Here is a 20,457-nt window from a genome sequence, read left to right on the forward strand (position 1 = left end):
CTTCCGCGATGACCACGGCCACCACCCGGCGCCACGAGCGGCGGATCAGCCCCGTCTTCCTGGCGATCCTCGCCGTCATGGCCGTCACCGGCTGGGCGGTGTGGACGGACTTCGCCGCCTCGCCCGGCCTGGCGATCTTCCTCTTCGTGACGTCGGCGTGGGTGGTGTCGCTCTGTCTGCACGAGTACGCGCACGCCCGTACCGCCCTGCACGGCGGTGACATCACGGTCGGCGCGAAGGGCTATCTGACCCTCAACCCGCTGGCGTACACCCATGCCGTCCTCAGCATCATCCTGCCGGTGCTGTTCGTGATCATGGGCGGGATCGGTCTGCCGGGCGGCGCGGTCTTCATCGAGCAGGGCCGGATCAAGGGCCGCTGGAAGCACAGCCTGATCTCGGCGGCGGGCCCGCTGGCGAACGTGCTGTTCGCGCTCGTCTGCACGGCCCCGTTCTGGCTGGACGCGCTCGACGGCGTCCCGCTCGCGTTCCAGTTCGCGCTGGCCTTCCTGGCGTTCCTCCAGGTGACCGCGGCGCTCCTGAACTTCCTGCCGGTGCCGGGCCTGGACGGCTACGGGGTCCTTGAGCCCTGGCTGTCGTACAAGGTGAAGCGGCAGATCGAGCCGTACGCGCCGTACGGCTTCTTCATCGTGATCGCGCTGCTGTTCGTGCCGGCGATCAACGAGGGCTTCTTCGACGCGATCGACGCACTGCTGCGGTCGCTCGGGGTTCCGGAGCTCTCGCGCTACTGCGGCTCGCAACTGTTCCGGTTCTGGCAGGACTCGCCGGAGTTCTGCCAGGTCTAGGCCTCGACGGCCTCGGCGCCCGCGGTCTTCTCGACCTTCGCGCGGCGGATGTAGTACCAGGCCATGTTGGAGGAGAGGCCGGCGAGCAGGACCCAGACGATGCCGAGGAAGCTGCCCTCGACGAAGGAGACGACGGCCGCGGCGACGGCGAGCGCGCAGACCACGAGGGCGTAGAGGGCGAGGCGGGGCATGGGGGTCGGCTCCTGTCCGGGTACGGCTGCTGTGCCCGTCCAGTGTCCCCCATGCCCTCCGTCCCGCCGGGACCGGCTCGGTCGCCCCGCCGGGACCGGCTCTCGTGTCCTGCCGGGACCGGCTCGGGTGTCCTGCCGGGACCGGCTCAGATGTCAGTGACGCGGAGCCCGGCGTGGGCCTTGTAGCGGCGGTTGACCGAGATCAGGTTGGCGACGAGCGACTCGACCTGGTGGGCGTTGCGCAGCCGGCCGGCGAAGACGCCGCGCATGCCGGGGATGCGGCCGGCGAGGGCCTGGACGAGCTCGACGTCGGCGCGCTCCTCGCCGAGGACCATCACGTCCGTGTCGATCTCCTCCAGGGAGGTGTCCTGGAGGAGGACGGCGGAGAGGTGGTGGAAGGCGGCGGCGACGCGGGAGTCCGGGAGCAGCGCGGCGGCCTGCTCGGCCGCCGAGCCCTCCTCGGGCTTGAGGGCGTAGGCGCCCTGCTTGTCGAAGCCGAGCGGGTTGACACAGTCCACGACGAGCTTGCCCACGAGCTCCTCGCGCAGGGACTCCAGAGTCTTGGCGTGCCCGTCCCACGGCACGGCGACGATCACGATGTCGCTGCGGCGGGCGCACTCGGCGTTGTCGGCGCCCTCGACGCCGTGGCCGATCTCGTCGGCGGCCTCCTGGGCGCGGTCGGCGGCACGGGAGCCGAGGATCACCTTCTGGCCGGCCTTGGCGAGCCGGTAGGCGAGGCCGCGGCCCTGGTCGCCGGTGCCACCGAGGACGCCGACGACGAGGCCGGAGACGTCGGGCAGGTCCCACGGGTCCTTGGGCGCGGCCTTGGGGGCGGGGGTGCTGGGAGTCGAGGAAGTCATGGCCCCGACATTACCGACCGGTCGGGCCGTCAGGACCGCTCCCGTACGGGTGGAACCACCGCAACCGGCCGCGCGCGGGCCCCGGTCTGGTGCAGGATGCGGGCCCATGGATGCCGTACGGGTCGCGTTGCTGCGGGAAGTGCTCGCCGGGACCGAGTGGCCGCGGGCGGCCCGCCGGTTCGCGGGAGCGCTCCGGTCCTCGGTCGTCCCGCACCGGGGCGGGCTGCTCCTGGTCGGCACGGAGGAGTACGAGCCCTGGCACCTGGCGGCGCATCTCGTCGACGAGTCGGCCTGGTCGGGGATCCCGGAGCTGGCGCCGACGCTGGTACGGCACCGGGTGCGGCCGGGTGATCCGGCGCATCTGGCGGTCGGTCTCGGCCGTCTGGAGGCGGCGGGGCGCGGGGCGACGCTGCTGATGGTGGCGCCGGAGCGGCCGGACGCGGGCCTGCTGCAGCGGGTGCACGACGCCCGGCGGGCGGGGGCGACGGTCCTCTCGCTCGACGGGGGCGACGAGGAGGTACGGGGGCTCGCGCACGAGACGCTCACGGTGGCGGAGGGGGCGGAGGTCGACCTGGACACGGTGCAGCACCTGGTGAGTGCGGCGGCCGGCGAGAACAGCCTGCCGTCACCGCGCGGGAACCGCCGCTTCCGCGACCGCCTCTCGCACCTCGCGGACCGTCTGACGGCCCCGCCGCCGGCGCGCTGGTAGCGGGGCGGCGGGAACCCCGGTCCCTCGGCCGCAAAATCGTTTGCCTCGTGTGGTTCTCCGTCGGAGCATGGCCCCTCGTGTCCCCTGCCCTCGCGAAGCTTTCCGCGCTCCTGCCCGATCTGGCGCCGTGGCGCGCGTCCCGCGACTTCCGGCTGCTCTGGGTCCAGGGGCTCGTCACGTACTTCAGCAGCGCGATGGCGATGATCGCCCTGCCGCTGCAGATCAAGGAACTCACGGGTTCGCCGCTCGCCGTCGGCGCGATGGGCGCGGTCGAGCTGGTGCCGCTGGTGGTGTTCGGCCTGTACGGCGGGGCGCTCGCCGACGCGGTCGACCGGCGGAAGGTGATCCTCGCGACCGAGGCGGGTCTCGGCCTGCTCGCCGCGATCCTGCTGGTCAACGCCGTGCTCCCGGAGCCGGTGCTCTGGCCGCTGTACGTGGTCGCGGCCGGCGTCTCGGCGCTCGCGGGGCTCCAGCGCCCGGCCCTGGACTCCCTCCTGGCCCGGATCGTGTCGCACGAGCACCAGACCGCGGCGGCCGCGCTGAACTCGCTGCGCTGGCAGATGGGCTCGATCGCGGGCCCGGCGCTCGCGGGCCTGGTCGTGGCCTACGCGGGTCACGCGCCGGCGTACGGGGTGACGATCGTCGGTTTCGCCGCCTCGGTGCTGCTGTGCCGCCGTCTCTCCCCCGCGCCGCCCGCGCACGACGCGGAGAAGCCCTCGCTGCGGGGCATCGCGGAGGGCGCCCGGTACGCCTGGTCACGGCCGGTGCTGCTCGGCACGTACGCGATCGACCTCGCGGCGATGTTCTTCGCCTTCCCGAACACGATCTTCCCGTTCCTCGCGGACGAGCTGGACGCGGACTGGTCGCTGGGCCTGATGTACGCGGCGGGTTCGGTCGGCTCGCTGGTGCTCGGCCTGACCAGCGGCTGGACCTCGAAGGTGCGCCGGCACGGCCTGCTCGTGGTCGCGGGCGCCGCCGGCTGGGGCCTGGCGATCGCGGCGGCCGGCTGGTTCGGGAACATCTGGATGGTCCTGCTCTGCCTGGCCTTCGCCGGGGCCGGCGACATGCTGAGCGGTCTGGGCCGGGCGACCATCTGGAACCAGACGATCCCGGAGGAGCTGCGCGGCCGGCTCGCCGGCATCGAGGTGCTCTCGTACAGCGTCGGCCCGCAGCTGGGCCAGGTCAGGGCGGGCGCGATGGCGGGCTGGACCGGCACCCGGTCGGCCGTCTGGACGGGTGGCGTGGCCTGTGTCGCCTCGGTGGGCCTGCTCTGCCTCGCGCTGCCGAGGCTCCTCACGTACGACTCCGAGACCGACGAGGACTCGCTGCGGCGCAAGGCCCAGCAGGAGGCCGCGCAGGCGGAGGCCGCGCGGCAGGAGGCGGCCGGGACCGTGTGAGTGACCGGCCCCGACGGCGTCCCTGCCCCGACAGGCCCTAGTCGGGGCTCTCCTCGCTACGGCTCTTGTCGTGCCAGCGCGGGTCGGTCTCCCACTCCAGGTTCCGCTCGCGGGCGGTCTCCATCGCGTGGGAGGCCTCCTCACGGGTGGCGTACGGGCCGAATCGGTTCTTCGCCGGGCAGTCGGGGCCCTCTTCGACCTTCTTGTGCTCCAGGCAGTAGTACCACTCACCCGGTTTGCCCACGGTGCGCTTCTTGAACAAAGCCATCGTCGTCGGCTCCTTCCTCCGAGACCATGCTGCCCCAGACCCGGTCGTTAGACTCGCTGGCATGTCTGGCCAGTCGCTTCTCGTCCCGGGGGAGCTCTCCCCCCATCGTTCCGTTCCGGGCTCCATCCGCCGCCCCGAGTACGTCGGGAAGCCCGCCCCGACCCCGTACAGCGGGCCCGAGGTGCAGGATTCCGACACCATCGAGCGGATGCGGATCGCCGGCCGCATCGCCGCTCGGGCGATGGAGGAGGCCGCCAAGCACATCGCCCCGGGTGTCACCACCGACGAGCTCGACCGGGTCGCGCACGAGTACATGTGCGACCACGGCGCGTACCCCTCGACGCTCGGTTACCGCGGGTTCCCGAAGTCGCTGTGCGCCTCGATCAACGAGGTCATCTGTCACGGCATCCCGGACTCCACCGTCCTACGGGACGGCGACATCGTGAACCTGGACGTCACGGCGTACATCAACGGCGTCCACGGCGACAACAACGCCACCTACCTCTGCGGTGACGTCGACGAGGAGTCGCGGCTGCTCGTGGAGCGGACCCGGGAGTCCCTGAACCGGGCCATCAAGGCGGTCAGGCCGGGCCGCCAGATCAACATCATCGGGCGGGTCATCGAGTCGTACGCCAAGCGGTTCGGCTACGGCGTCGTCCGTGACTTCACCGGTCACGGCATCAACTCGTCCTTCCACTCCGGCCTGATCGTCCCGCACTACGACTCGCCCCACCACACCACCGAGATCAAGACCGGCATGACCTTCACCATCGAGCCGATGCTGACGCTCGGCACCCACGACTACGACATGTGGGACGACGGCTGGACGGTCGTGACCAAGGACCGGAAGCGGACCGCGCAGTTCGAGCACACGCTCGTCGTGACGGAGAACGGGGCCGAGATCCTCACGCTCCCCTGAATCCCCATGCTCCCCCGAATCCCACGTTGGCCTGAGCTCCTCCGTGGGTAGGCCTTTTACCGACAGGACGTCGGGAACCAGTTGACTTAGGTAAGCCTAACTTGGCAGGATCGTCACTGGTTCCCGTCCCATCGGTCCCGGAGGCACGCCTTGGACACGCCCTTCTCCACGCTCATCCGTACGGCCTCGCACGAGCAGCACACGGAGGCGGAGACCTCGTCCTTCATGGGCGACCTCCTGGGCGGACGCCTGGCCGTCGACGCCTACGCGCGCTACACCGAGCAGCTCTGGTTCGTGTACCGCGCCCTGGAGGACGGCGCGGAGGCCCTGCGCGAGGACCCGGTCGCCGGGCCCTTCATACAGCCCGAACTGTTCCGCACGGCCGCCCTGGAGCAGGACCTCGCCCATCTGCGCGGCCCCGACTGGCGCGCCGGGGTCTCCCCGCTGCCCGCCACCGTCGCGTACGCCGAGCGGGTCGCCGAATGCGCCCGTGACTGGCCCGCGGGGTACGTGGCCCACCACTACACGCGCTACCTGGGCGACCTCTCGGGCGGTCAGATCATCCGCGACAAGGCGGAGCGCACCTGGGGCTTCGCGCGCAAGGGCGACGGCGTCCGCTTCTACGTGTTCGACACGATCTCCAACCCGGCCGCGTTCAAGCGGGGGTACCGGGAGCTGCTCGACGGGGTGAACGCCGACGATCTGGAGAAGCAGCGGATCGTCGACGAGTGCAAGCGCGCGTTCGCCTTCAACAGCGCGGTCTTCCACCAGCTGGGCGGGGAGTTCCCGCTCAGCGCGTGAGCGTTCCCCAGGGGGAACCTCAGCACGTCATCGCGCGAGTGTTGCCCGCGGGGACCTCAGCACGTGACGCGCGTGACTCTCAGCGCGTGAGCGTTCCCTCCAGGCGGACCCGTCCGCCGAGTTCCACGATGCCGTCAGGGCCGGGGGCAGTGAGCAGCTGCGAACCCCGGCCCTGCGTGATGTTCAGGGCCCGTCCCAGCTCCACCGTGAGCAGCAGCGCCGCCGCGCCGGTCGCCTCGTCCTCGTCGATGCCGTCGCCGCGCCCCGGGAACGCCCGCGCCCTGATCCGGCCCGCGGCCTCCTCCTCCCAGGCCCAGGCGTAGATCCACTCGCCCGGCTCGGGCACCTCCAGGGCCTCCACCTCGGCGGCGGAGCCGTACTGGCGCAGGGTCCGCGGCGGCACCCACTCGGCGCGCGCCTCGATCCAGGTGAACTCCCCGTCGCCGCGCACCCACACCTCGCCGGCGGGCGGGCAGACGACTTCCAGGTCGAGCAGCCAGGCGGCGCCGACCAGCGGGTGTCCGGCGAAGGGCAGCCGCAACCCGGGGGTGTAGATGTCGACGATCCCGCGCTCCGGGTCGTCCACGAACACCGTCTCGCTGAAGCCGAGCTCCTTGGCGAGCGCCTGCCGGGAGGCCTCGTCGGGGTGGTCACGGGCGTCCCGTACGACTCCGAGGGCGTTGCCGTACCGGCCGTCGCCCGCGCAGAAGACCCGGAGGACGTCGATGTCGGTGGCGGCGCTGGGCACGGTCGTGTTCATGGCGGAAATTGAACCATTTCGCGACGTGCCGGCAGGGCCGCACCCGGGAATCGGGTGCGGCCCTGCCTCCTTTTGGGGGGTGGCGGTCTTCGGGGCCGGGGGTTCAGGACTCCACGGCGCGGCGGCGCACGGCGACGACGACGGCCGCGCCCGCGGCGGCGAGGAGGCCCGAGGCGCCGAGCAGGAGGCCGGTCGGGGCGCCCGAGCCGGTCGCCGCGAGGGAGCCGGAGCCGCCCACGGAACCGGCGCCGCCGACCGTACCGGCGCCGCCGACGGTCCCGCCGCCGCCCGTGGTGGACGAGCCGCCGGCCGCACCGCCACCGCTGGTGCCGGAGCTGCCGGACCCGCCGGAGGTCGAGGGCAGCGTGGCGTCCTCGTCGAGCGAGAGGGTCAGGGTCAGCGGGTCCAGGACGGTGCCGGCCGGGTAGCCGCCCTGACCGCCGGGGGCGGTGAACGTGGCGGAGCCGGCCGCCGTCAGCTTCGCCGGAACGTCCGCGAGGGTGACGACCCCGCCGTCCGCCGTCCAGTCGGACTTCGACAGGTCGAGGTCGGCGAGGGCCACGTCGTTCTCGGTGCCCCGGGCGCTGGTGACGTCGGCGGTCAGGGTGCCGGTGGAGCCGGCCGCCTTCACCTTCAGGTCGCTGACGGTCCAGTTGATGTCGTGCGCGGCGCAGACGAAGGCGAGCTTGCCGGAGAACGCGGCCTCGACCTTGCGGGCGTCGGCGTCGAGGTCGGCCTTGACGAAGCCGAACTCGTACGCCGCGCCCTGCTTCCCGGCCCCGCCGGAGGCGGTGACCGAGCCGCCGCAGATCTCGCCGACGTACCTCTGCCAGCTCTGCTTCACACCCCAGGTCAGCTTCCCGTCGACGACTCCGGACGGATCGCCGGTCGGCGGCGTGGTGGTCGGGGCGGTCGTGGCGGTCGTGGCGGGGGCGGTGGGCTGCGTGGAGGTCGCGGTCGGGGCCGGGCTCGTCGGCGCGGTGGTGGTCGGGGCCGGGCTGGTGGGAGCCGTCGTGGTCGGGGCCGGGCTCGTGGGAGCCGTCGTGGTCGGGGCGGTGGTCGGCGGCTCCGTCGTCGGGGGCGGGGTGGTCGGCGGCGGGGTCGTCGGGCGGCTGCCCGCCTTCACCGTGAGCGTGGCCGCGTCGAGCGCGTCACCCTCCTTGTAGAAGCCCGCGAACGCCGCCGCGCCGTCCTTCGTCAGCTTCGCCGGTATGTCCTTGAACACCATGGCGCCGCCCGCGCCCTGGCCCGGCCGGACGCCGGTCATGTCGAGCGCGGCGAAGGCGATGTCCTCGCGGGTGCTGAAGGAGCCGTCCTTCTCCTTGGTGACGACGTCGGCGGTGATCTCGCCGGTCGGCACCGCCGAACCCTTCGTCGAGAGCCTGACGTCCGAGATCAGGATGTCGAGGGCGCCCTCGTGGGCCTCGAAGTGGACGCTGCCCTTGAAGCCGGTGGCGGTGCCGTGGGTGCCCATGTCGTACGTGCCGGTGCCGTCGACGAAGGTGAAGGCGCCGTTGTTCGCGGCCTGCGTGGCACCGCCCCCGACCGTGGTCTTCCCGTGGGCGAAGGGCATGGCGAGGTACGAGCGGAAGGACTGCTTGATGCCCCAGTCCAGCGTGCCGTCGACCAGCGCCATCGGAGGCGCGCCCTCGGCCGCCGCGGGCAGGGCGAGGACGACGGCGCCCGTGCCCAGGGCGGCGGCCGTGGCGACGGCGGCGGCCAGGGTGACGGATCTGCGCAGAGGGTTGGCCATGACGGGGTTCTCCTAGGTGGGACGCGGGGCGCAGGGGGGTGCGCGGGCAAATGAGGTGTGGGGGTCAGACCGTGGGGGTGCCGCTGACGTGACGACGGCGTACGGCGACGAAGACGGCCAGCACGGCGACGAGCAGCACGCCCGCGCCGATCGCGAGGTACGTGCCCGTGGACGACGAGGAGGACTCGGCGGCGGGGGCAGGGGCCGCGTTGGAGGCGGCGGGGGTGGCCGGCTTCGACGGGGCGGCGGACTGTGTGGCCTCGCTGCCGAGGTCCGGGAGCGCGGGCAGCCGGGCCTTGGCGTCGACGGTGACGGCGAGGGACACCGGGTCCATCGCGGTCCCGGCCCTGTACATCCCGCCGAAGGCCTCGGCGCCGCCCTCGGTGAGGGTGGCGGGGGCCTCGGTGACGACGGCGAGGCCGTTCCTCGGGGTGAAGTCGCGGGCGGCGAAGGTGACGAGGGGGACGGCCCTGTCGGTCTTCCCGGTGCTCGTGACGTCGGCGCTGAGGGTGCCGGTGCCGCCGGTGACCTTCACGGTGACCGTGCCGAGGGTGAGGTCGAGGTGGGCGCCGGTGAAGCGGACGCTGCCCGCGAAGGCGGCGTCGAGGGTGCCCTTCTTCGGGTCGTACGTGCCCTTGCCGCCGGCGAAGCGGAAGAGCGCGCCGCCGTCCTGGGCGCCGTCCGCGAGCGTCCACCTGCCCTGGGAGATGGCGCCGGTGACGTACTCGCGGAAGGTGCGGCGGACACCCCAGTCGACCGCGGCGGTGCGGAGGCTTCCGGTCGGAGCGCTCGCGGTGGCCGAGGGGGTTGCGGAGGTGGTCGCGGAGGGCATGGTGGCGGGCGGCGCGGTGGTGGGCGCCGTGGTCGGCGGGGCCTGCTGCGGCGCCTTGACGTCGACGGTGAGGCTGACGGGGTCGAGCGGGGTGCCGGCCGGGTAGTAGCCGGCGAAGGCGGAGGCACCCTGCGAGGTGAGGGTGGCGGGCACGCCGGCGAGCGAGATCGGGCTGCCGCCGCCGCGCATGTCGATGCCGCCGAGGCCGAGGGTGGCGAGCGGCACCTGCGACGAGGTGGTCACGCGGCCGCTGCCCTTGGCCTTGCTCGCCATGTCGGCGTAGAGGGTGCCGTTTCCGCCCTGGATGCGGATCCGGGGGCGGCTGATGGTGAGGTCGAGCTCGTCGGTGCCGTCGGCCTTGCGATGGCCGGTGAAGTGGACGCCGCCGGAGAAGGCGGCTTCGAGGGCGCCGGTCGCCGGGTCGTACGAGCCCTGCGCGGAGTGGAAGCGGAACTGGCTGCCGCCGACCGTGGCGGCTCCGCCGGTGAGGCCCCAGTCGCCCTGGGCGATGGGCCCGGTGACGTAGGCCTGGAAGGAGGACTTGATGCCCCAGTCGAGCCGTCCGCCCTGCACCGTGCGGCTCTCCGCGTGGGCGGCGCCAATCGGAACGAGGGCGGCGAGCAGGGCCGCGAACAGGGTCACGGCGAGCGCGCGGGCGGGTCTGGACAGCAGCATGGAACCCCTCCGAGGGCTGGCGAGTGAGGTAAGGCTAACCTAAGCTATGCCGAGCCTCGGTCGGAATGCCCCGGCACGAACGCGTCAGACCAGAACCATGGCAGCACGAAGCGGAACGAACGACAGGACGGTGTCCGGTGCGCAGAACTCGCCTCGCGGGAGCACTGACAGCAGTGCTCGCCCTCGCCCTCACGGCGGCCGGCTGTGGTGACGGGGGCGGAAACGGAAGCGGAAGCAACCCGTCCGACACCGGTACGTCCGCCACAGCCCGCGACCGGGTCGAGCCGCTCGCCGACCCGGTCGCGCCCCGACTCCCCGTCACCGTCCCCTCGGCCGACGGACGTACGGTCACCATCACCTCCACCGAGCGGATCGTCCCGCTCAGCGGCTCCCTCAACGAGATCGTCTTCACCCTCGGCCTCGGCACGAAGGTCGTCGCCCGGGACATCACCGCCACCTTCGAACAGGCCGAGAAGCTCCCGGTGGTGACCCGCGCCCACGACGTCTCCGCCGAGAGCGTGCTGTCCCTCCGGCCCACCGTCGTCCTGGCCGAGAACACCACGGGACCGGCCGAGGCCATCGCCCAGATCCGGGACGCGGGCATCCCTCTGGTCGTCGTGAAGCCCGCGAAGACGCTCGGCGACGTCGGCACGCGGATCGACGCGGTCGCCGCCGCCCTCGGCGTACCGGACTCCGGCACCGCGCTCAGGAAGCGCACGCAGGAGCGGATCGACGCCGTACGGAAGGGAATTCCGGTCCGCGAGGAGAAGCCACGGGTGGCCTTCCTGTACGTCCGCGGCTCGGCCGCCGTCTACCTGCTCGGCGGGGCCGAGTCCGGCGCGAGCTCGCTCCTCGAAGCCGCCGGGGCGATCGATGCGGGCAAGGAGTCCGGCCTGGCCAAGGACTTCACCCCGATCACCAGCGAGGCCCTGGCGAAGGCCGCACCCGACGCGATCCTCGTCATGAGCAAGGGACTCGCCTCCGTGGGCGGGATCGACGGCCTGGTGAAGGTCCCCGGCGTCGCCGAGACGCCGGCCGGCGCCGACCGCCGGGTCGTCTCCGTCGACGACGGTGTCCTCCTCAACTACGGCCCGCGCACCGACCAGGTACTGAAGTCCCTGGTCGGCCAGTTGTACGGGGAGAACAAGTGACGGCGCTCCAGAAGACCCCGCCGACACTCGGCGAGAGCCCACCGAAGGACGCACCTCCGGTCGCACGGCCTCACACCGCCTCCCTCCTCACCGTCTGCCTCCTCGGCGTCCTGCTCCTCCTCGCCCTGCTCTCCGCCGGGATCGGGGCGTACGAGATCCCGCTCGGTGACGTCCTCGCCTCCGGCCTTCACCGGATCGGGCTCGGCGGGCACGCGCTCGACCGCACGGCCGAGAGCGTCCTGTGGAACATCCGGCTCCCCCGGGTCGTCCTCGCCGTCCTCGTCGGCGCCTCGCTCGGCTGCGCGGGCGCCCTGATGCAGGGCGTGTTCGGCAACCCGCTCGCCGAGCCGGGTGTCATCGGCATCTCCGCGGGCGCGGCCGTCGGCGCGGTCGGTGCGATCGCGCTCGGCCTCACCTTCCTCGGCAACTGGACGGTGACGGTCTGCGCGTTCGTCGCCGGGCTGGCGACCGTGCTCCTCGTGTACGCGATGTCCCGCTCCGGCGGCCGTACGGAGGTGGTGACGCTGATCCTCACCGGTATCGCGGTGAACGCCTTCGCGGGCGCGCTCATCGGCCTGTTCATCTTCTTCGCCGACAACGCGCAGGTCACCCAGATCACCTTCTGGCAGCTCGGCTCGCTCGCCCAGGCCACCTGGCCGAAGGTCCTGGCCGTGCTGCCGTGCGCGCTCGTCGGCCTCGTCGTCGCCCCCTTCTACGCCCGCCGGCTCGACCTGCTCGGGCTCGGCGAGCGGCCCGCACGTCATCTCGGCGTGGACGTCGAGCGACTGCGGGTCGCCCTGATCCTGGTGGTGGCGCTGCTGACGGCGGCGGCGGTCGCGGTGGCCGGGATCATCACCTTCGTCGGTCTGCTCGTCCCGCATCTGCTGCGGATGGCGAACGGCCCGGGCCACCGCTTCCTGGTGCCGGGCAGCGCGCTCGGCGGCGCGGTCGTCCTCACGGCCGGCGACCTCGCGGCCCGTACGGTCGCGGCCCCGGCCGAACTTCCCCTGGGCGTCCTCACCGCCCTCCTCGGCAGCCCGTTCTTCTTCTGGCTGCTGCGCAGGACCCGTCGCAGGCAAGGTGGTTGGGCATGACATCCGTACCGGGCATGGCATCCGTACGGCTCCGAGGACTGCTCCCGGTCCTCCCGAACCGGCGCACGCGCGCGCTGCCCTCCCCCGCCGCGCCCGGCGAGGTGGTCGCCGAGGCCGTCGGCGTACGGGTCGAGCGCGGCGGCCGTGCCGTGCTCGACGGGGTCGGCATCGGGGTGCGGGCCGGGGAGGTGCTCGCCCTGGTGGGGCCCAACGGGGCAGGGAAGTCGACGCTGCTCGCCGCGCTCGCCGCCGATCTCGCGCCGAGCGCCGGGGAGGTACGGATAGGAGGACGGGCGGCGGGCGCCTGGACACCCGGTGAACTCGCCCTGCGGCGGGCGGTGCTGCCGCAGGACGCGGCGCTCTCCTTCCCCTTCGCCGTCGCCGACGTGGTGCGGATGGGCCGGGCCCCGTGGGCGGGGACCGAGCGGGAGGACGAGGACGAGGCGGCGGTCGCGGAGGCGATGGCGGCCACCGAGGTCGGGGCCTTCACCGAGCGCCCGTTCTCGGCGCTCTCGGGCGGCGAGCGGGCCCGGGTCGCGCTGGCCCGGGTACTGGCCCAGCGGACCGGTCTCCTGCTGCTGGACGAGCCGACGGCCGCCCTCGACCTGCGTCACCAGGAACTGGTCCTGCGGGTCTGCCGGGAGCGGGCGGCGGCCGGGGACGCCGTGGTGGTCGTGCTGCACGACCTCGGGCTCGCGGCGGCCCACGCGGACCGGGTCGGGGTGCTGCACGGCGGCGGGATCGCGGCGGAAGGACCCCCCGCGGAGGTCCTTGAGGCGGAGTTGCTGAGCCGGGTCTACCGGCAGCCGGTGGAGGTGTTCCCGCACCCGAGGACCGGCGTACCGCTCGTCGTACCGAGGCGTACCGACACGTAAGGGAAATGCGGACAATTCCCCTTCCTTGACTCGCCCTTGACCATGCCATGAGGACTCCATGAGAAGCCTGTGATCCAGCCGTGTCCGGTCTGCCGGACCTGAGAGCTGAATCACTGGACGGCCGGGTATGGCTGAGGTAAGCCTCGGTTAAGTTAGGTCCGCCTCAGTCCCCGTCCCCGCGTTTCTGGAGTCCCCATGCGAGCCGTTCGCCTCTCCGTCGTCACCGCCGCAGCGACCGCTGCGGCCCTGGCCGCCGTCACGGGCTGCACCGAGAAGAGCGACGCCAAGGCGGACGACGGCGCGATCACCGTCGTCGCGAAGGACGACTCCTGCGAGGTCTCGAAGAAGGAGTTCCCGGCCGGTCACCTGAAGCTGGCCGTCGAGAACCGCGGCTCCAAGGTCACCGAGGTCTACGTCCTCTACCCGGACGACCGGATCGTCACCGAGCGCGAGAACATCGGCCCCGGCACCAAGGCCACGATCACCGCCGAGATCAAGGCCGGTGACTACGCGATCGCCTGCAAGCCCGGCATGGTCGGCGACGGCATCCGCCAGCAGGTCAAGGCCACCGGCGGCGCCGCGGGCACCAAGCGCTCCCCCGAGATGGACGCGGCCGTCGCCGCCTACCGCCAGTACGTCCAGGCGCAGGCCGACGCGACCCTGCCGAAGGTGAAGGTCTTCACCGACGCCGTCCGCGCCGGTGACGTCGAGGCCGCCAAGAAGGCCTATGCCGAGTCCCGGATCGGCTGGGAGCGCACCGAGCCGGTCGCCGAGTCCTTCGGCGACATCGACCCCAAGGTCGACGTCCGTGAGGACGGCCTGGAGGCCGGCCAGGACCCGGCGAAGGACTGGACCGGCTGGCACCGCCTGGAGAAGGCGCTGTGGAAGGACAAGAAGCTCGGCGCCGCCGAGAAGACCCTCGCCGACACCCTGGACAAGGACCTCGCGGACTGGGCGAAGCGGGTCGGCAAGGCCGAGATCACCCCGACCTCGATGGCCAACGGCGCCAAGGAGCTCCTCGACGAGGTCGCCACCGGCAAGGTCACCGGCGAGGAGGAGCGTTACTCCCGCACCGACCTCGTCGACTTCAAGGCCAACGTCGAGGGCGCGCAGAAGTCCTTCGACCTGCTCAAGCCGGTCGCCACCAAGAACGACCCGAAGCTCGTCGCCGAACTGGACAAGCAGTTCGCCGCCCTGAACCTGCTGCTCGACAAGTACCGCACGGACAAGACCAGCTACGTCTTCACGTCCTACGAGAAGGTCGGCAAGCCCGAGCGCAAGGAGCTCTCCGACGGCGTCAACGCCCTCGCCGAGCCCCTCTCCAAGCTCGCCGCCGCCGTCGTCAAGTAACAAGCATCGAGAGCGGGGAGACGTGGACATGTCCGAGGAGACCCAGGAGACGACGGCTGCGGCCGGGGCCGACGCGCCCTCCCGCCGTACGGTCATCGGCTGGGGCGGTGCCGGGCTCGCGCTCGGTGCCGCCGCGGCCGGCGGCGGCGCCCTGCTGGCCCGGGACGGGGACACCCCCGTGCCGGTCGCCGACAGCGGAGGCGCCGTGCCGTTCCACGGCCCCCACCAGGCCGGCATCGCCACCGCCGTCCAGGACCGGCTGCACTTCGCGTCCTTCGACGTGAAGACGAAGGACCGCGCCGAGCTGATCCAGCTCCTCAAGGACTGGACGCGGGCCGCCGAGCGCATGACGGCCGGCGCCGAGGTCGGCGAGGGCGCGTACGGGGGTCTCCCCGAGGCGCCGCCGGACGACACCGGCGAGGCCCTCGGCCTCAAGCCCTCCCGTCTCACCCTCACCATCGGCTTCGGCCCCTCGCTCTTCGACGGGCGTTTCGGGCTGAAGGACAAGCGGCCCGGGGCCTTGGTGGAGCTGCCCAAGTTCCCGGGCGACAACCTGGATCCGGCACGCAGCGGCGGCGACCTGTGCGTGCAGGCGTGCGCGGACGACCCGCAGGTCGCCGTGCACGCCATCCGGAACCTGGCGCGGATCGGCTTCGGCAAGGTCGCGGTGCGCTGGTCGCAGCTGGGCTTCGGCAAGACGTCCTCGACGACCCCCGACGCCCAGACCCCGCGCAACCTGTTCGGCTTCAAGGACGGCACCCGCAACATCGCGGGCACCGAGACCGACCGGCTCGCCAAGCACGTCTGGGTGTCCGGCAAGGACACCGAGGGCGCCACGGCCTGGATGGACGGCGGCTCGTACCTCGTCGCCCGCCGCATCCGGATGAACGTCGAGACCTGGGACCGTACGCCGCTCGCCGAGCAGGAGGACATCTTCGGCCGCGACAAGCGCGAGGGCGCGCCCGTCGGCAAGGCCAAGGAGCACGACGAGCCGTTCCTGAAGGCGATGAAGCCGGACTCGCACGTCCGGCTCGCCCACCCGGACACCAACTCCGGGGCGACGCTCCTGCGGCGCGGCTACTCCTTCACCGACGGCACGGACGGCCTCGGCCGCCTGGAGGCCGGGCTGTTCTTCCTGGCGTACCAGAAGGACGTGCGGACCGGCTTCATCCCGGTGCAGACCTCCCTGTCGCGGGCCGACGCCCTCAACGAGTACATCCAGCACGTGGGTTCGGCGCTGTTCGCGATCCCGCCGGGCGTCCGGGACAAGGACGACTGGTGGGGCCGTGCGCTGTTCGCGTAGCTCTTCGTACGTCCCAGGGAGGGAACAGACGTGTTCGGTAACTATCTGATCGGCCTGCGCGAGGGCCTCGAGGCCAGCCTGGTCGTCTGCATCCTCATCGCCTATCTGGTGAAGACCGGGCGGCGGGACGCGCTGAAGCCGATCTGGATCGGCATCGGCGTGGCCGTCGGCGTGGCCCTGGCCTTCGGCGCCGGTCTCGAATTCGGCTCCCAGGAGCTGACCTTCGAGGCGCAGGAGCTGCTCGGCGGATCGCTGTCGATCGTCGCGGTCGTCCTGGTGACCTGGATGGTCTTCTGGATGCGGCGCACGGCCCGGCACCTCAAGGCCGAGCTGCACGGCAGGCTGGACGCGGCCCTGCAGATGGGCACGGGCGCGCTGGTCGCCACCGCCTTCCTGGCGGTGGGCCGCGAGGGCCTGGAGACGGCGCTGTTCGTGTGGGCTTCGGTCCGGGCGTCCTCGGACGGCACGTCCGCGCCGCTGGCCGGTGTCCTCCTCGGGCTGCTCACGGCGGTGCTCCTCGGCTGGCTGTTCTACCGGGGCGCGCTGAAGATCAACCTGGCCAAGTTCTTCACCTGGACCGGCGGGATGCTGGTCGTGGTGGCGGCGGGCGTCCTCGCGTACGGCGTGCACGACCTCCAGGAGGCCCGCTTCCTCGACGGTCTCGCGAACAAGGCCTTCGACATCTCGGCGACGATCCCGCCGGACAGCTGGTACGGCACGCTCCTCAAGGGCGTCTTCAACTTCCAGCCGAACCCGACGGTCCTTCAGGTCACGGTGTGGGCGCTGTATCTGATCCCGACGCTCGCACTGTTCCTGGCCCCGATAGGGTCGGGTCCGTCCGTGCGGGTGAAGAAGCAGAAGGCGACCGATGAGAAGGCTGACGCTGAGGCGAGCGCCGAGACGACCGCTTGAGCGGCTTTCGGTACGACGGTCCACGCGACCCACGGGACTCACGCGACCCGCGCGACTCCTCGGCGCGACGGCGGCCGCGACCGTCCTCGCGCTGACCGCGAGCGGCTGCGTCACCGTGCACGGCGAGCTCGCGCTGATGCCGCCGGCCACACAGGCCGAGGCGGCGCGGGCTCTCACCGATTTCACGACCGCCTACAACAAGGCCGACAAGGCCCACGACCCGGCCCTGGACGCGGGCCGGGTCACCGGTCCGCTCGGGGAGATCAACCAGGCGGGTCTGCGCGCGCGGGCCGTCACCGCCCCGGGCGGCAACCCGAACCACCAGCCCCTGGAACTGTCGGACGCGCGCTTCGTCCTGCCCAGGAAGGCGGGCTGGCCGCGCTGGTTCCTCGCGGACACCGACCCCAACCGGGACACCGACCAGGGTGCCGGTGACCAGCGCTGGCTCCTCGTCTTCGTACGCAACGGGCCCCAGCAGCTGTGGGAGGTGGCCCACCTGGTGATCCTCAGCCCCTCCGAGGTGCCCGAGTTCGCCGAGGAGGACGGGTACGCGGTGCCGGTCGCCGCGGACACCGACGCGCTCGCGGTCGCGCCCGAGGACCTCGGCAAGGAGTACGTGTCGTTCCTGAAGGACGGGCAGCCGGGGCCGTACGCGGCGGGGCCGCACACGACACTGCTGCGGGAGGAGCGGCAGAAGGGCGCCAAGCGGCCCGGGCTCGCCACCCAGTACCTCGACCGGGTCGCGGACCAGGGCGACTTCTCCCCCCTCGGGCTGCGGACGAAGGACGGCGGCGCGTTCGTCTTCTTCGCGACGCGGTTCTTCGAGCGGCAGACGGCGGCGCCGGGCTACCGGCCCAAGGTCGATCCCTCCGTCAAGGCGCTGCTGACGGGTGAGGTCAAGAACACCGTCACCAAGGAGTGGGTGTCCAACCAGGTGGTCCTGGTGAAGCCGGCGGGCACGGACCGCGACGGGGTCACGATCAAGGCCCGGCTCCAGGGCGTGGTGGGCGCGCAGGGCTCGTAACAGCCCCCGTACGGGCGGGGGCCACCCAGGCACGGCCCTTGCCACCGGCCGGCCCCGTGCAAGGCGGCCCTCGCCACCGGCCGGGCCCTCGGAAGGCCCGCCCTCGCCGGCCGTCAGTGGTCCGGCCGAGCCCACGGCCGGACCCGGCGGGCCTCTCAGCGGGTCAGGGGCCAGGCGATCTCGTGGGCCGTGTGCTCGCCGTCCCCCTCCGCCTCGCGCGCGGCCGCGTGCCGGGCGCAGGCGTCCTGGAGGGTCTCCAGGAGGTTCAGCGGGTCGGGCAGCGGGTGCTCGGGGCCGCGGAGCCAGGCGACGACCGGATGGGCGCTCTCGTCCCCGGGAAGCCGGGCGGGCGGTACGAGGACGTAGCTGCCGCGGCAGTGCCAGCGGAGTCCCGGATGCTCGTCCATCGTCTCGGGGTGGCAGTCGAGCTCACACGGCCACCACTCGTCCTCGTCCTCGGGGGTGCCGCGGGTGGCGGTGAAGAAGAGCATCCGCCCGCCGACCGTGTCGACGTCGGCGGACTCGGCGACGGGCCCGACCTCGACGCCCTCGGCGAGGAGGCGCTCCAGGGCGGCGCGGCCGGCGGCCATCGGTACGTCGAGGACGTCGTGGACCATGCCGGTGGCGGTGACGAAGTTGGCCTCGGGCTCGTTGCGGGCCCAGCGCTCGATCTGCGCGCGGTCGGTGGTCGACTGGGTCTGCCAGGCGAAGGAGACGGGGTGCCGGGCGGGGGTCGGACAGCCGATCCGTTCACAGGAACAGCTGTAGCCGACGGGGTACGCGGCGGGGGCCAGGGGCAGCCCTGCGGCGGCGACGGCCAGGAGCAGCTTCTCGCGGTCGTTCTCGTCGTCGGCCGCGGTGCGTTTCGGGCGCCTGCGCAGCCACTGCGCGAGTTTGCTCTCCGTGCCGCGGTAGCGGCCGATCCCGTCGCCCATCTATCCCCTCACACCTCATGCTCGCCCGTTCGGCTCTGCCCATGGTCCCACCATCCTGCGCCTCGGGTGACCGGAGTGCGGAACCGGGGTGCAGATCCGGTGTGCGGAGACGTTTCAGCCGCGCGGGGCGAGGCCTCGGAGGGCGAGGTCGACGAGGCTGTCGGCGTAGGCGTGGGTCAGCGGCAGGGTGCGGTGCAGCCAGCGGTGGTGGAGCGGTCCGACGAGGAGTTCGAGGGCGATGCGGGGGTCGACGCCGGGGTCGACGTGGCCGGCGGCCTGGGCGGCCTCGATACGGCGGGCGTAGTACTGGAGCTGGGGTTCGAGGAGCGCCTCGGTGAAGCGGGCGCCGAGCTCGGGGTCGACGATGCCCTCGGCGGCGAGGGCGCGGGTGGGGGCGTCGAAGGTGGGGTCGTTCAGCTCGTCGACGGTCGCGCGCAGGACGTACCTGAGGTCGGCGGCGAGGTCTCCGGTGTCGGGGATGAGGTTCTCGGCTCCTTCGCCCAGGCCTTCGGCGGCCCGGGCCTGGAGGTCCAGGAACGCGTCGAGGAGGACGGCCGCCTTGGAGGGCCACCAGCGGTAGATGGTCTGCTTGCCGACACCGGCGCGGGCGGCGATGCCCTCGATGGTGGTCTTCGCGTAGCCGGCCTCGGAGACGAGGGCGAGGGCTGCGTCGAAGATGGCGCGGCGGGAGCGTTCGCTGCGGCGGGAGGCGTCGGGGGCCTTGGTCTCGGACATGGCCCCAATCTAGCAGCGCGCGAGACGTCACGTCTCGCGAGGTGGGCGGGGGTGCGGCAGGGGCGCGAACCACCCGAACGGTCCACTGCGCGCAGGGCCCGGAAGGCGCACCATGGGGTCCACCGATCCGGCGGATCTTCACCCGCCGGTGACCCCGTCCGCCCGTCCGTGAGGAGCCCTCATTGCGCACCACTCCGCGCACGTCCTCGCCCCGCCGTTATCTGATGTGCCCACCCGCGCACTTCACGGTGACGTACTCCATCAACCCCTGGATGGACCCCACGAAACCGGTCGACCTGCCGCTCGCCCTCGCCCAGTGGGAGGACCTGCGCGACCGCTACCGGGCGCTCGGCCACAGCGTCGAGCTCCTCACCCCCGACCCGGCGCTGCCGGACATGGTCTTCGCGGCGAACGGCGCCACCGTCGTCGACGGCCGGGTCCTCGGCGCGAAGTTCGCCCACGCCGAGCGCGCGGCCGAGGCCCAGGCGCACCTGTCCTGGTTCCGCAGGAACGGTTGGGCGGACGACGCCGTACGGGTCCCGGAGCACGTCAACGAGGGCGAGGGCGACTTCGCCGTCACCGCGTCCTGGATCCTCGCCGGGCGCGGCTTCCGCTCCAGCCCGCTCTCCCACGACGAGGCGCAGGAGTTCTTCGGCCGGCCGGTGATCGGCCTCGAACTGGTGGACCCGCGGTACTACCACCTGGACACGGCGCTGTGCGTCCTGGACGACGCCGGCGACGAGGTCATGTACTACCCGGACGCCTTCTCCCCCGGCAGCCGCGCGGTACTCGCCCGGCTCTTCCCCGACGCCCTGATCGCGACGGCCACGGACGCGGCGGCCCTCGGCCTGAACGCGGTGAGCGACGGCCGGCACGTCCTCCTCCCCCAGGCCGCGGTGGGCCTGTTCGACCCCCTGCGCCGACGCGGCTTCGAGCCGATCGGCATGGACCTGGGCGAACTCCTCAAGGGCGGCGGCAGCGTGAAGTGCTGCACCCAGGAGCTGCGGCCCTAGGTCGGACACGGCGAGCCCCCAGGGTCGACGCCGCCAGGACGCCTCCGTAAAGTGCCCCTCCTGGTACGCGGAAACGTGACTTCGGGGGGCAAGTTCG

General features: G+C 72.5%; 21 protein-coding genes. 13 read left to right on the forward strand and 8 right to left on the reverse strand.

Annotated features, from left to right (window positions below; all coding sequences use genetic code 11):
* The first annotated feature begins 8 nt into the window (after positions 1-8).
* Entirely contained in the window at positions 9-803 is a 795-nt protein-coding gene (locus OG462_RS14460) for a site-2 protease family protein (RefSeq protein WP_406057839.1), read from the forward strand.
* Here the strand turns inward: OG462_RS14460 and OG462_RS14465 are convergent.
* Together OG462_RS14465 and npdG are read right to left on the reverse strand one after the other, a co-directional pair.
* Positions 800-994 (reverse strand): hypothetical protein, encoded by a 195-nt coding sequence (locus OG462_RS14465; protein ID WP_406057840.1) that lies wholly within the window; start codon positions 992-994, stop codon positions 800-802. The two genes, OG462_RS14460 and OG462_RS14465, sit on opposite strands and share 4 nt — an antisense overlap.
* A gap of 146 nt (positions 995-1,140) precedes the next feature.
* Positions 1,141-1,854 (reverse strand): NADPH-dependent F420 reductase, encoded by a 714-nt coding sequence (npdG, locus tag OG462_RS14470; RefSeq protein ID WP_406057841.1) that lies wholly within the window; start codon positions 1,852-1,854, stop codon positions 1,141-1,143.
* Positions 1,855-1,960: 106 nt separating this feature from the next.
* Between npdG and OG462_RS14475 the strand changes: the two genes are divergently transcribed.
* Both OG462_RS14475 and OG462_RS14480 read left to right on the forward strand, forming a co-directional pair.
* Positions 1,961-2,563 carry a hypothetical protein gene (locus tag OG462_RS14475; RefSeq protein WP_406057842.1) on the forward strand — a complete coding sequence of 201 codons (603 nt, stop codon included), beginning with the start codon at positions 1,961-1,963 and terminating at the stop codon, positions 2,561-2,563.
* A 77-nt stretch (positions 2,564-2,640) separates the two neighbouring features.
* Positions 2,641-3,960, forward strand: coding sequence for an MFS transporter (locus OG462_RS14480; RefSeq protein ID WP_406057843.1), 1,320 nt, complete (start codon positions 2,641-2,643; stop codon positions 3,958-3,960).
* A gap of 37 nt (positions 3,961-3,997) precedes the next feature.
* Here the strand turns inward: OG462_RS14480 and OG462_RS14485 are convergent, their stop codons facing one another.
* A complete protein-coding gene (locus OG462_RS14485; protein ID WP_406057844.1) occupies positions 3,998-4,228 on the reverse strand; it encodes a hypothetical protein in 231 nt (76 codons plus the stop codon).
* Between the two features lie 61 nt (positions 4,229-4,289).
* Between OG462_RS14485 and map the strand changes: the two genes are divergently transcribed.
* Both map and OG462_RS14495 read left to right on the forward strand, forming a co-directional pair.
* Positions 4,290-5,147 carry a type I methionyl aminopeptidase gene (gene map / locus OG462_RS14490; RefSeq protein WP_406057845.1) on the forward strand — a complete coding sequence of 286 codons (858 nt, stop codon included), beginning with the start codon at positions 4,290-4,292 and terminating at the stop codon, positions 5,145-5,147.
* A 150-nt stretch (positions 5,148-5,297) separates the two neighbouring features.
* Complete coding sequence (locus tag OG462_RS14495; RefSeq protein ID WP_406057846.1) at positions 5,298-5,948, forward strand: heme oxygenase (biliverdin-producing); 651 nt, start codon at positions 5,298-5,300, stop codon at positions 5,946-5,948.
* 79 nt (positions 5,949-6,027) lie between these two features.
* Here OG462_RS14495 and OG462_RS14500 read toward each other — a convergent pair whose 3' ends face one another.
* The 3 genes from OG462_RS14500 to OG462_RS14510 form a co-directional block, all read right to left on the reverse strand.
* Positions 6,028-6,708: a PhzF family phenazine biosynthesis protein gene (locus OG462_RS14500; RefSeq protein ID WP_406057847.1), complete on the reverse strand. Its 681-nt coding sequence runs from the start codon at positions 6,706-6,708 to the stop codon at positions 6,028-6,030.
* A gap of 103 nt (positions 6,709-6,811) precedes the next feature.
* Positions 6,812-8,461, reverse strand: coding sequence for an HtaA domain-containing protein (locus OG462_RS14505; protein ID WP_406057848.1), 1,650 nt, complete (start codon positions 8,459-8,461; stop codon positions 6,812-6,814).
* A 64-nt stretch (positions 8,462-8,525) separates the two neighbouring features.
* Positions 8,526-9,968 (reverse strand): HtaA domain-containing protein, encoded by a 1,443-nt coding sequence (locus OG462_RS14510; RefSeq protein ID WP_406057849.1) that lies wholly within the window; start codon positions 9,966-9,968, stop codon positions 8,526-8,528.
* A gap of 65 nt (positions 9,969-10,033) precedes the next feature.
* Here OG462_RS14510 and OG462_RS14515 point away from each other — a divergent pair, with 65 nt between their 5' ends.
* From OG462_RS14515 to OG462_RS14545, 7 genes are all read left to right on the forward strand, one after another.
* Entirely contained in the window at positions 10,034-11,119 is a 1,086-nt protein-coding gene (locus tag OG462_RS14515) for a hemin ABC transporter substrate-binding protein (RefSeq protein WP_406057850.1), read from the forward strand.
* Complete coding sequence (locus OG462_RS14520; RefSeq protein ID WP_406057851.1) at positions 11,116-12,213, forward strand: FecCD family ABC transporter permease; 1,098 nt, start codon at positions 11,116-11,118, stop codon at positions 12,211-12,213. The genes OG462_RS14515 and OG462_RS14520 overlap by 4 nt, the downstream gene beginning before the upstream one ends.
* Before the next feature lie 14 nt (positions 12,214-12,227).
* Positions 12,228-13,088 (forward strand): heme ABC transporter ATP-binding protein, encoded by an 861-nt coding sequence (locus OG462_RS14525; protein WP_406066537.1) that lies wholly within the window; start codon positions 12,228-12,230, stop codon positions 13,086-13,088.
* A gap of 195 nt (positions 13,089-13,283) precedes the next feature.
* The gene (efeO, locus tag OG462_RS14530; RefSeq protein WP_406057852.1) at positions 13,284-14,438 is read left to right on the forward strand and encodes an iron uptake system protein EfeO; all 1,155 of its coding nucleotides are present in this window, start codon (positions 13,284-13,286) and stop codon (positions 14,436-14,438) included.
* Between the two features lie 28 nt (positions 14,439-14,466).
* Positions 14,467-15,741 (forward strand): iron uptake transporter deferrochelatase/peroxidase subunit, encoded by a 1,275-nt coding sequence (efeB, locus tag OG462_RS14535; protein ID WP_406057853.1) that lies wholly within the window; start codon positions 14,467-14,469, stop codon positions 15,739-15,741.
* 30 nt (positions 15,742-15,771) lie between these two features.
* Positions 15,772-16,653 (forward strand): iron uptake transporter permease EfeU, encoded by an 882-nt coding sequence (efeU, locus tag OG462_RS14540; RefSeq protein ID WP_406057854.1) that lies wholly within the window; start codon positions 15,772-15,774, stop codon positions 16,651-16,653.
* Entirely contained in the window at positions 16,610-17,677 is a 1,068-nt protein-coding gene (locus OG462_RS14545) for a hypothetical protein (protein WP_406057855.1), read from the forward strand. The genes efeU and OG462_RS14545 overlap by 44 nt, the downstream gene beginning before the upstream one ends.
* Positions 17,678-17,832: 155 nt before the next feature.
* On the opposite strand, the gene OG462_RS14550 is transcribed toward OG462_RS14545, so the two are convergent.
* Positions 17,833-18,612 (reverse strand): bifunctional DNA primase/polymerase, encoded by a 780-nt coding sequence (locus OG462_RS14550; RefSeq protein WP_406057856.1) that lies wholly within the window; start codon positions 18,610-18,612, stop codon positions 17,833-17,835.
* Between the two features lie 114 nt (positions 18,613-18,726).
* The gene (locus tag OG462_RS14555; RefSeq protein WP_406057857.1) at positions 18,727-19,347 is read right to left on the reverse strand and encodes a TetR/AcrR family transcriptional regulator; all 621 of its coding nucleotides are present in this window, start codon (positions 19,345-19,347) and stop codon (positions 18,727-18,729) included.
* A gap of 182 nt (positions 19,348-19,529) precedes the next feature.
* Between OG462_RS14555 and ddaH the strand changes: the two genes are divergently transcribed.
* Positions 19,530-20,360 (forward strand): dimethylargininase, encoded by an 831-nt coding sequence (gene ddaH / locus OG462_RS14560; protein WP_406057858.1) that lies wholly within the window; start codon positions 19,530-19,532, stop codon positions 20,358-20,360.
* Positions 20,361-20,457: the final 97 nt, after the last annotated feature.

It is taken from the genome of Streptomyces sp. NBC_01077, from assembly GCF_045162855.1.
Classification (GTDB): domain Bacteria; phylum Actinomycetota; class Actinomycetes; order Streptomycetales; family Streptomycetaceae; genus Streptomyces.

Excerpts from the sequence above, each read along its gene's own strand:
- OG462_RS14485 (WP_406057844.1), bottom strand. The coding sequence starts at position 4,228 with ATGGCTTTGTTCAAGAAGCGCACCGTGGGCAAACCGGGTGAGTGGTAC.
- OG462_RS14500 (WP_406057847.1), bottom strand. The coding sequence starts at position 6,708 with ATGAACACGACCGTGCCCAGCGCCGCCACCGACATCGACGTCCTCCGG.
- OG462_RS14525 (WP_406066537.1), top strand. The coding sequence starts at position 12,228 with ATGGCATCCGTACGGCTCCGAGGACTGCTCCCGGTCCTCCCGAACCGG.
- OG462_RS14460 (WP_406057839.1), top strand. The coding sequence starts at position 9 with ATGACCACGGCCACCACCCGGCGCCACGAGCGGCGGATCAGCCCCGTC.
- OG462_RS14465 (WP_406057840.1), bottom strand. The coding sequence starts at position 994 with ATGCCCCGCCTCGCCCTCTACGCCCTCGTGGTCTGCGCGCTCGCCGTC.
- OG462_RS14515 (WP_406057850.1), top strand. The coding sequence starts at position 10,034 with ATGCCCCGGCACGAACGCGTCAGACCAGAACCATGGCAGCACGAAGCG.
- OG462_RS14545 (WP_406057855.1), top strand. The coding sequence starts at position 16,610 with ATGAGAAGGCTGACGCTGAGGCGAGCGCCGAGACGACCGCTTGAGCGG.
- efeB (WP_406057853.1), top strand. The coding sequence starts at position 14,467 with ATGTCCGAGGAGACCCAGGAGACGACGGCTGCGGCCGGGGCCGACGCG.
- OG462_RS14505 (WP_406057848.1), bottom strand. The coding sequence starts at position 8,461 with ATGGCCAACCCTCTGCGCAGATCCGTCACCCTGGCCGCCGCCGTCGCC.
- OG462_RS14555 (WP_406057857.1), bottom strand. The coding sequence starts at position 19,347 with ATGTCCGAGACCAAGGCCCCCGACGCCTCCCGCCGCAGCGAACGCTCC.
- OG462_RS14510 (WP_406057849.1), bottom strand. The coding sequence starts at position 9,968 with ATGCTGCTGTCCAGACCCGCCCGCGCGCTCGCCGTGACCCTGTTCGCG.
- efeO (WP_406057852.1), top strand. The coding sequence starts at position 13,284 with ATGCGAGCCGTTCGCCTCTCCGTCGTCACCGCCGCAGCGACCGCTGCG.
- map (WP_406057845.1), top strand. The coding sequence starts at position 4,290 with ATGTCTGGCCAGTCGCTTCTCGTCCCGGGGGAGCTCTCCCCCCATCGT.
- OG462_RS14475 (WP_406057842.1), top strand. The coding sequence starts at position 1,961 with ATGGATGCCGTACGGGTCGCGTTGCTGCGGGAAGTGCTCGCCGGGACC.
- OG462_RS14550 (WP_406057856.1), bottom strand. The coding sequence starts at position 18,612 with ATGGGCGACGGGATCGGCCGCTACCGCGGCACGGAGAGCAAACTCGCG.
- npdG (WP_406057841.1), bottom strand. The coding sequence starts at position 1,854 with ATGACTTCCTCGACTCCCAGCACCCCCGCCCCCAAGGCCGCGCCCAAG.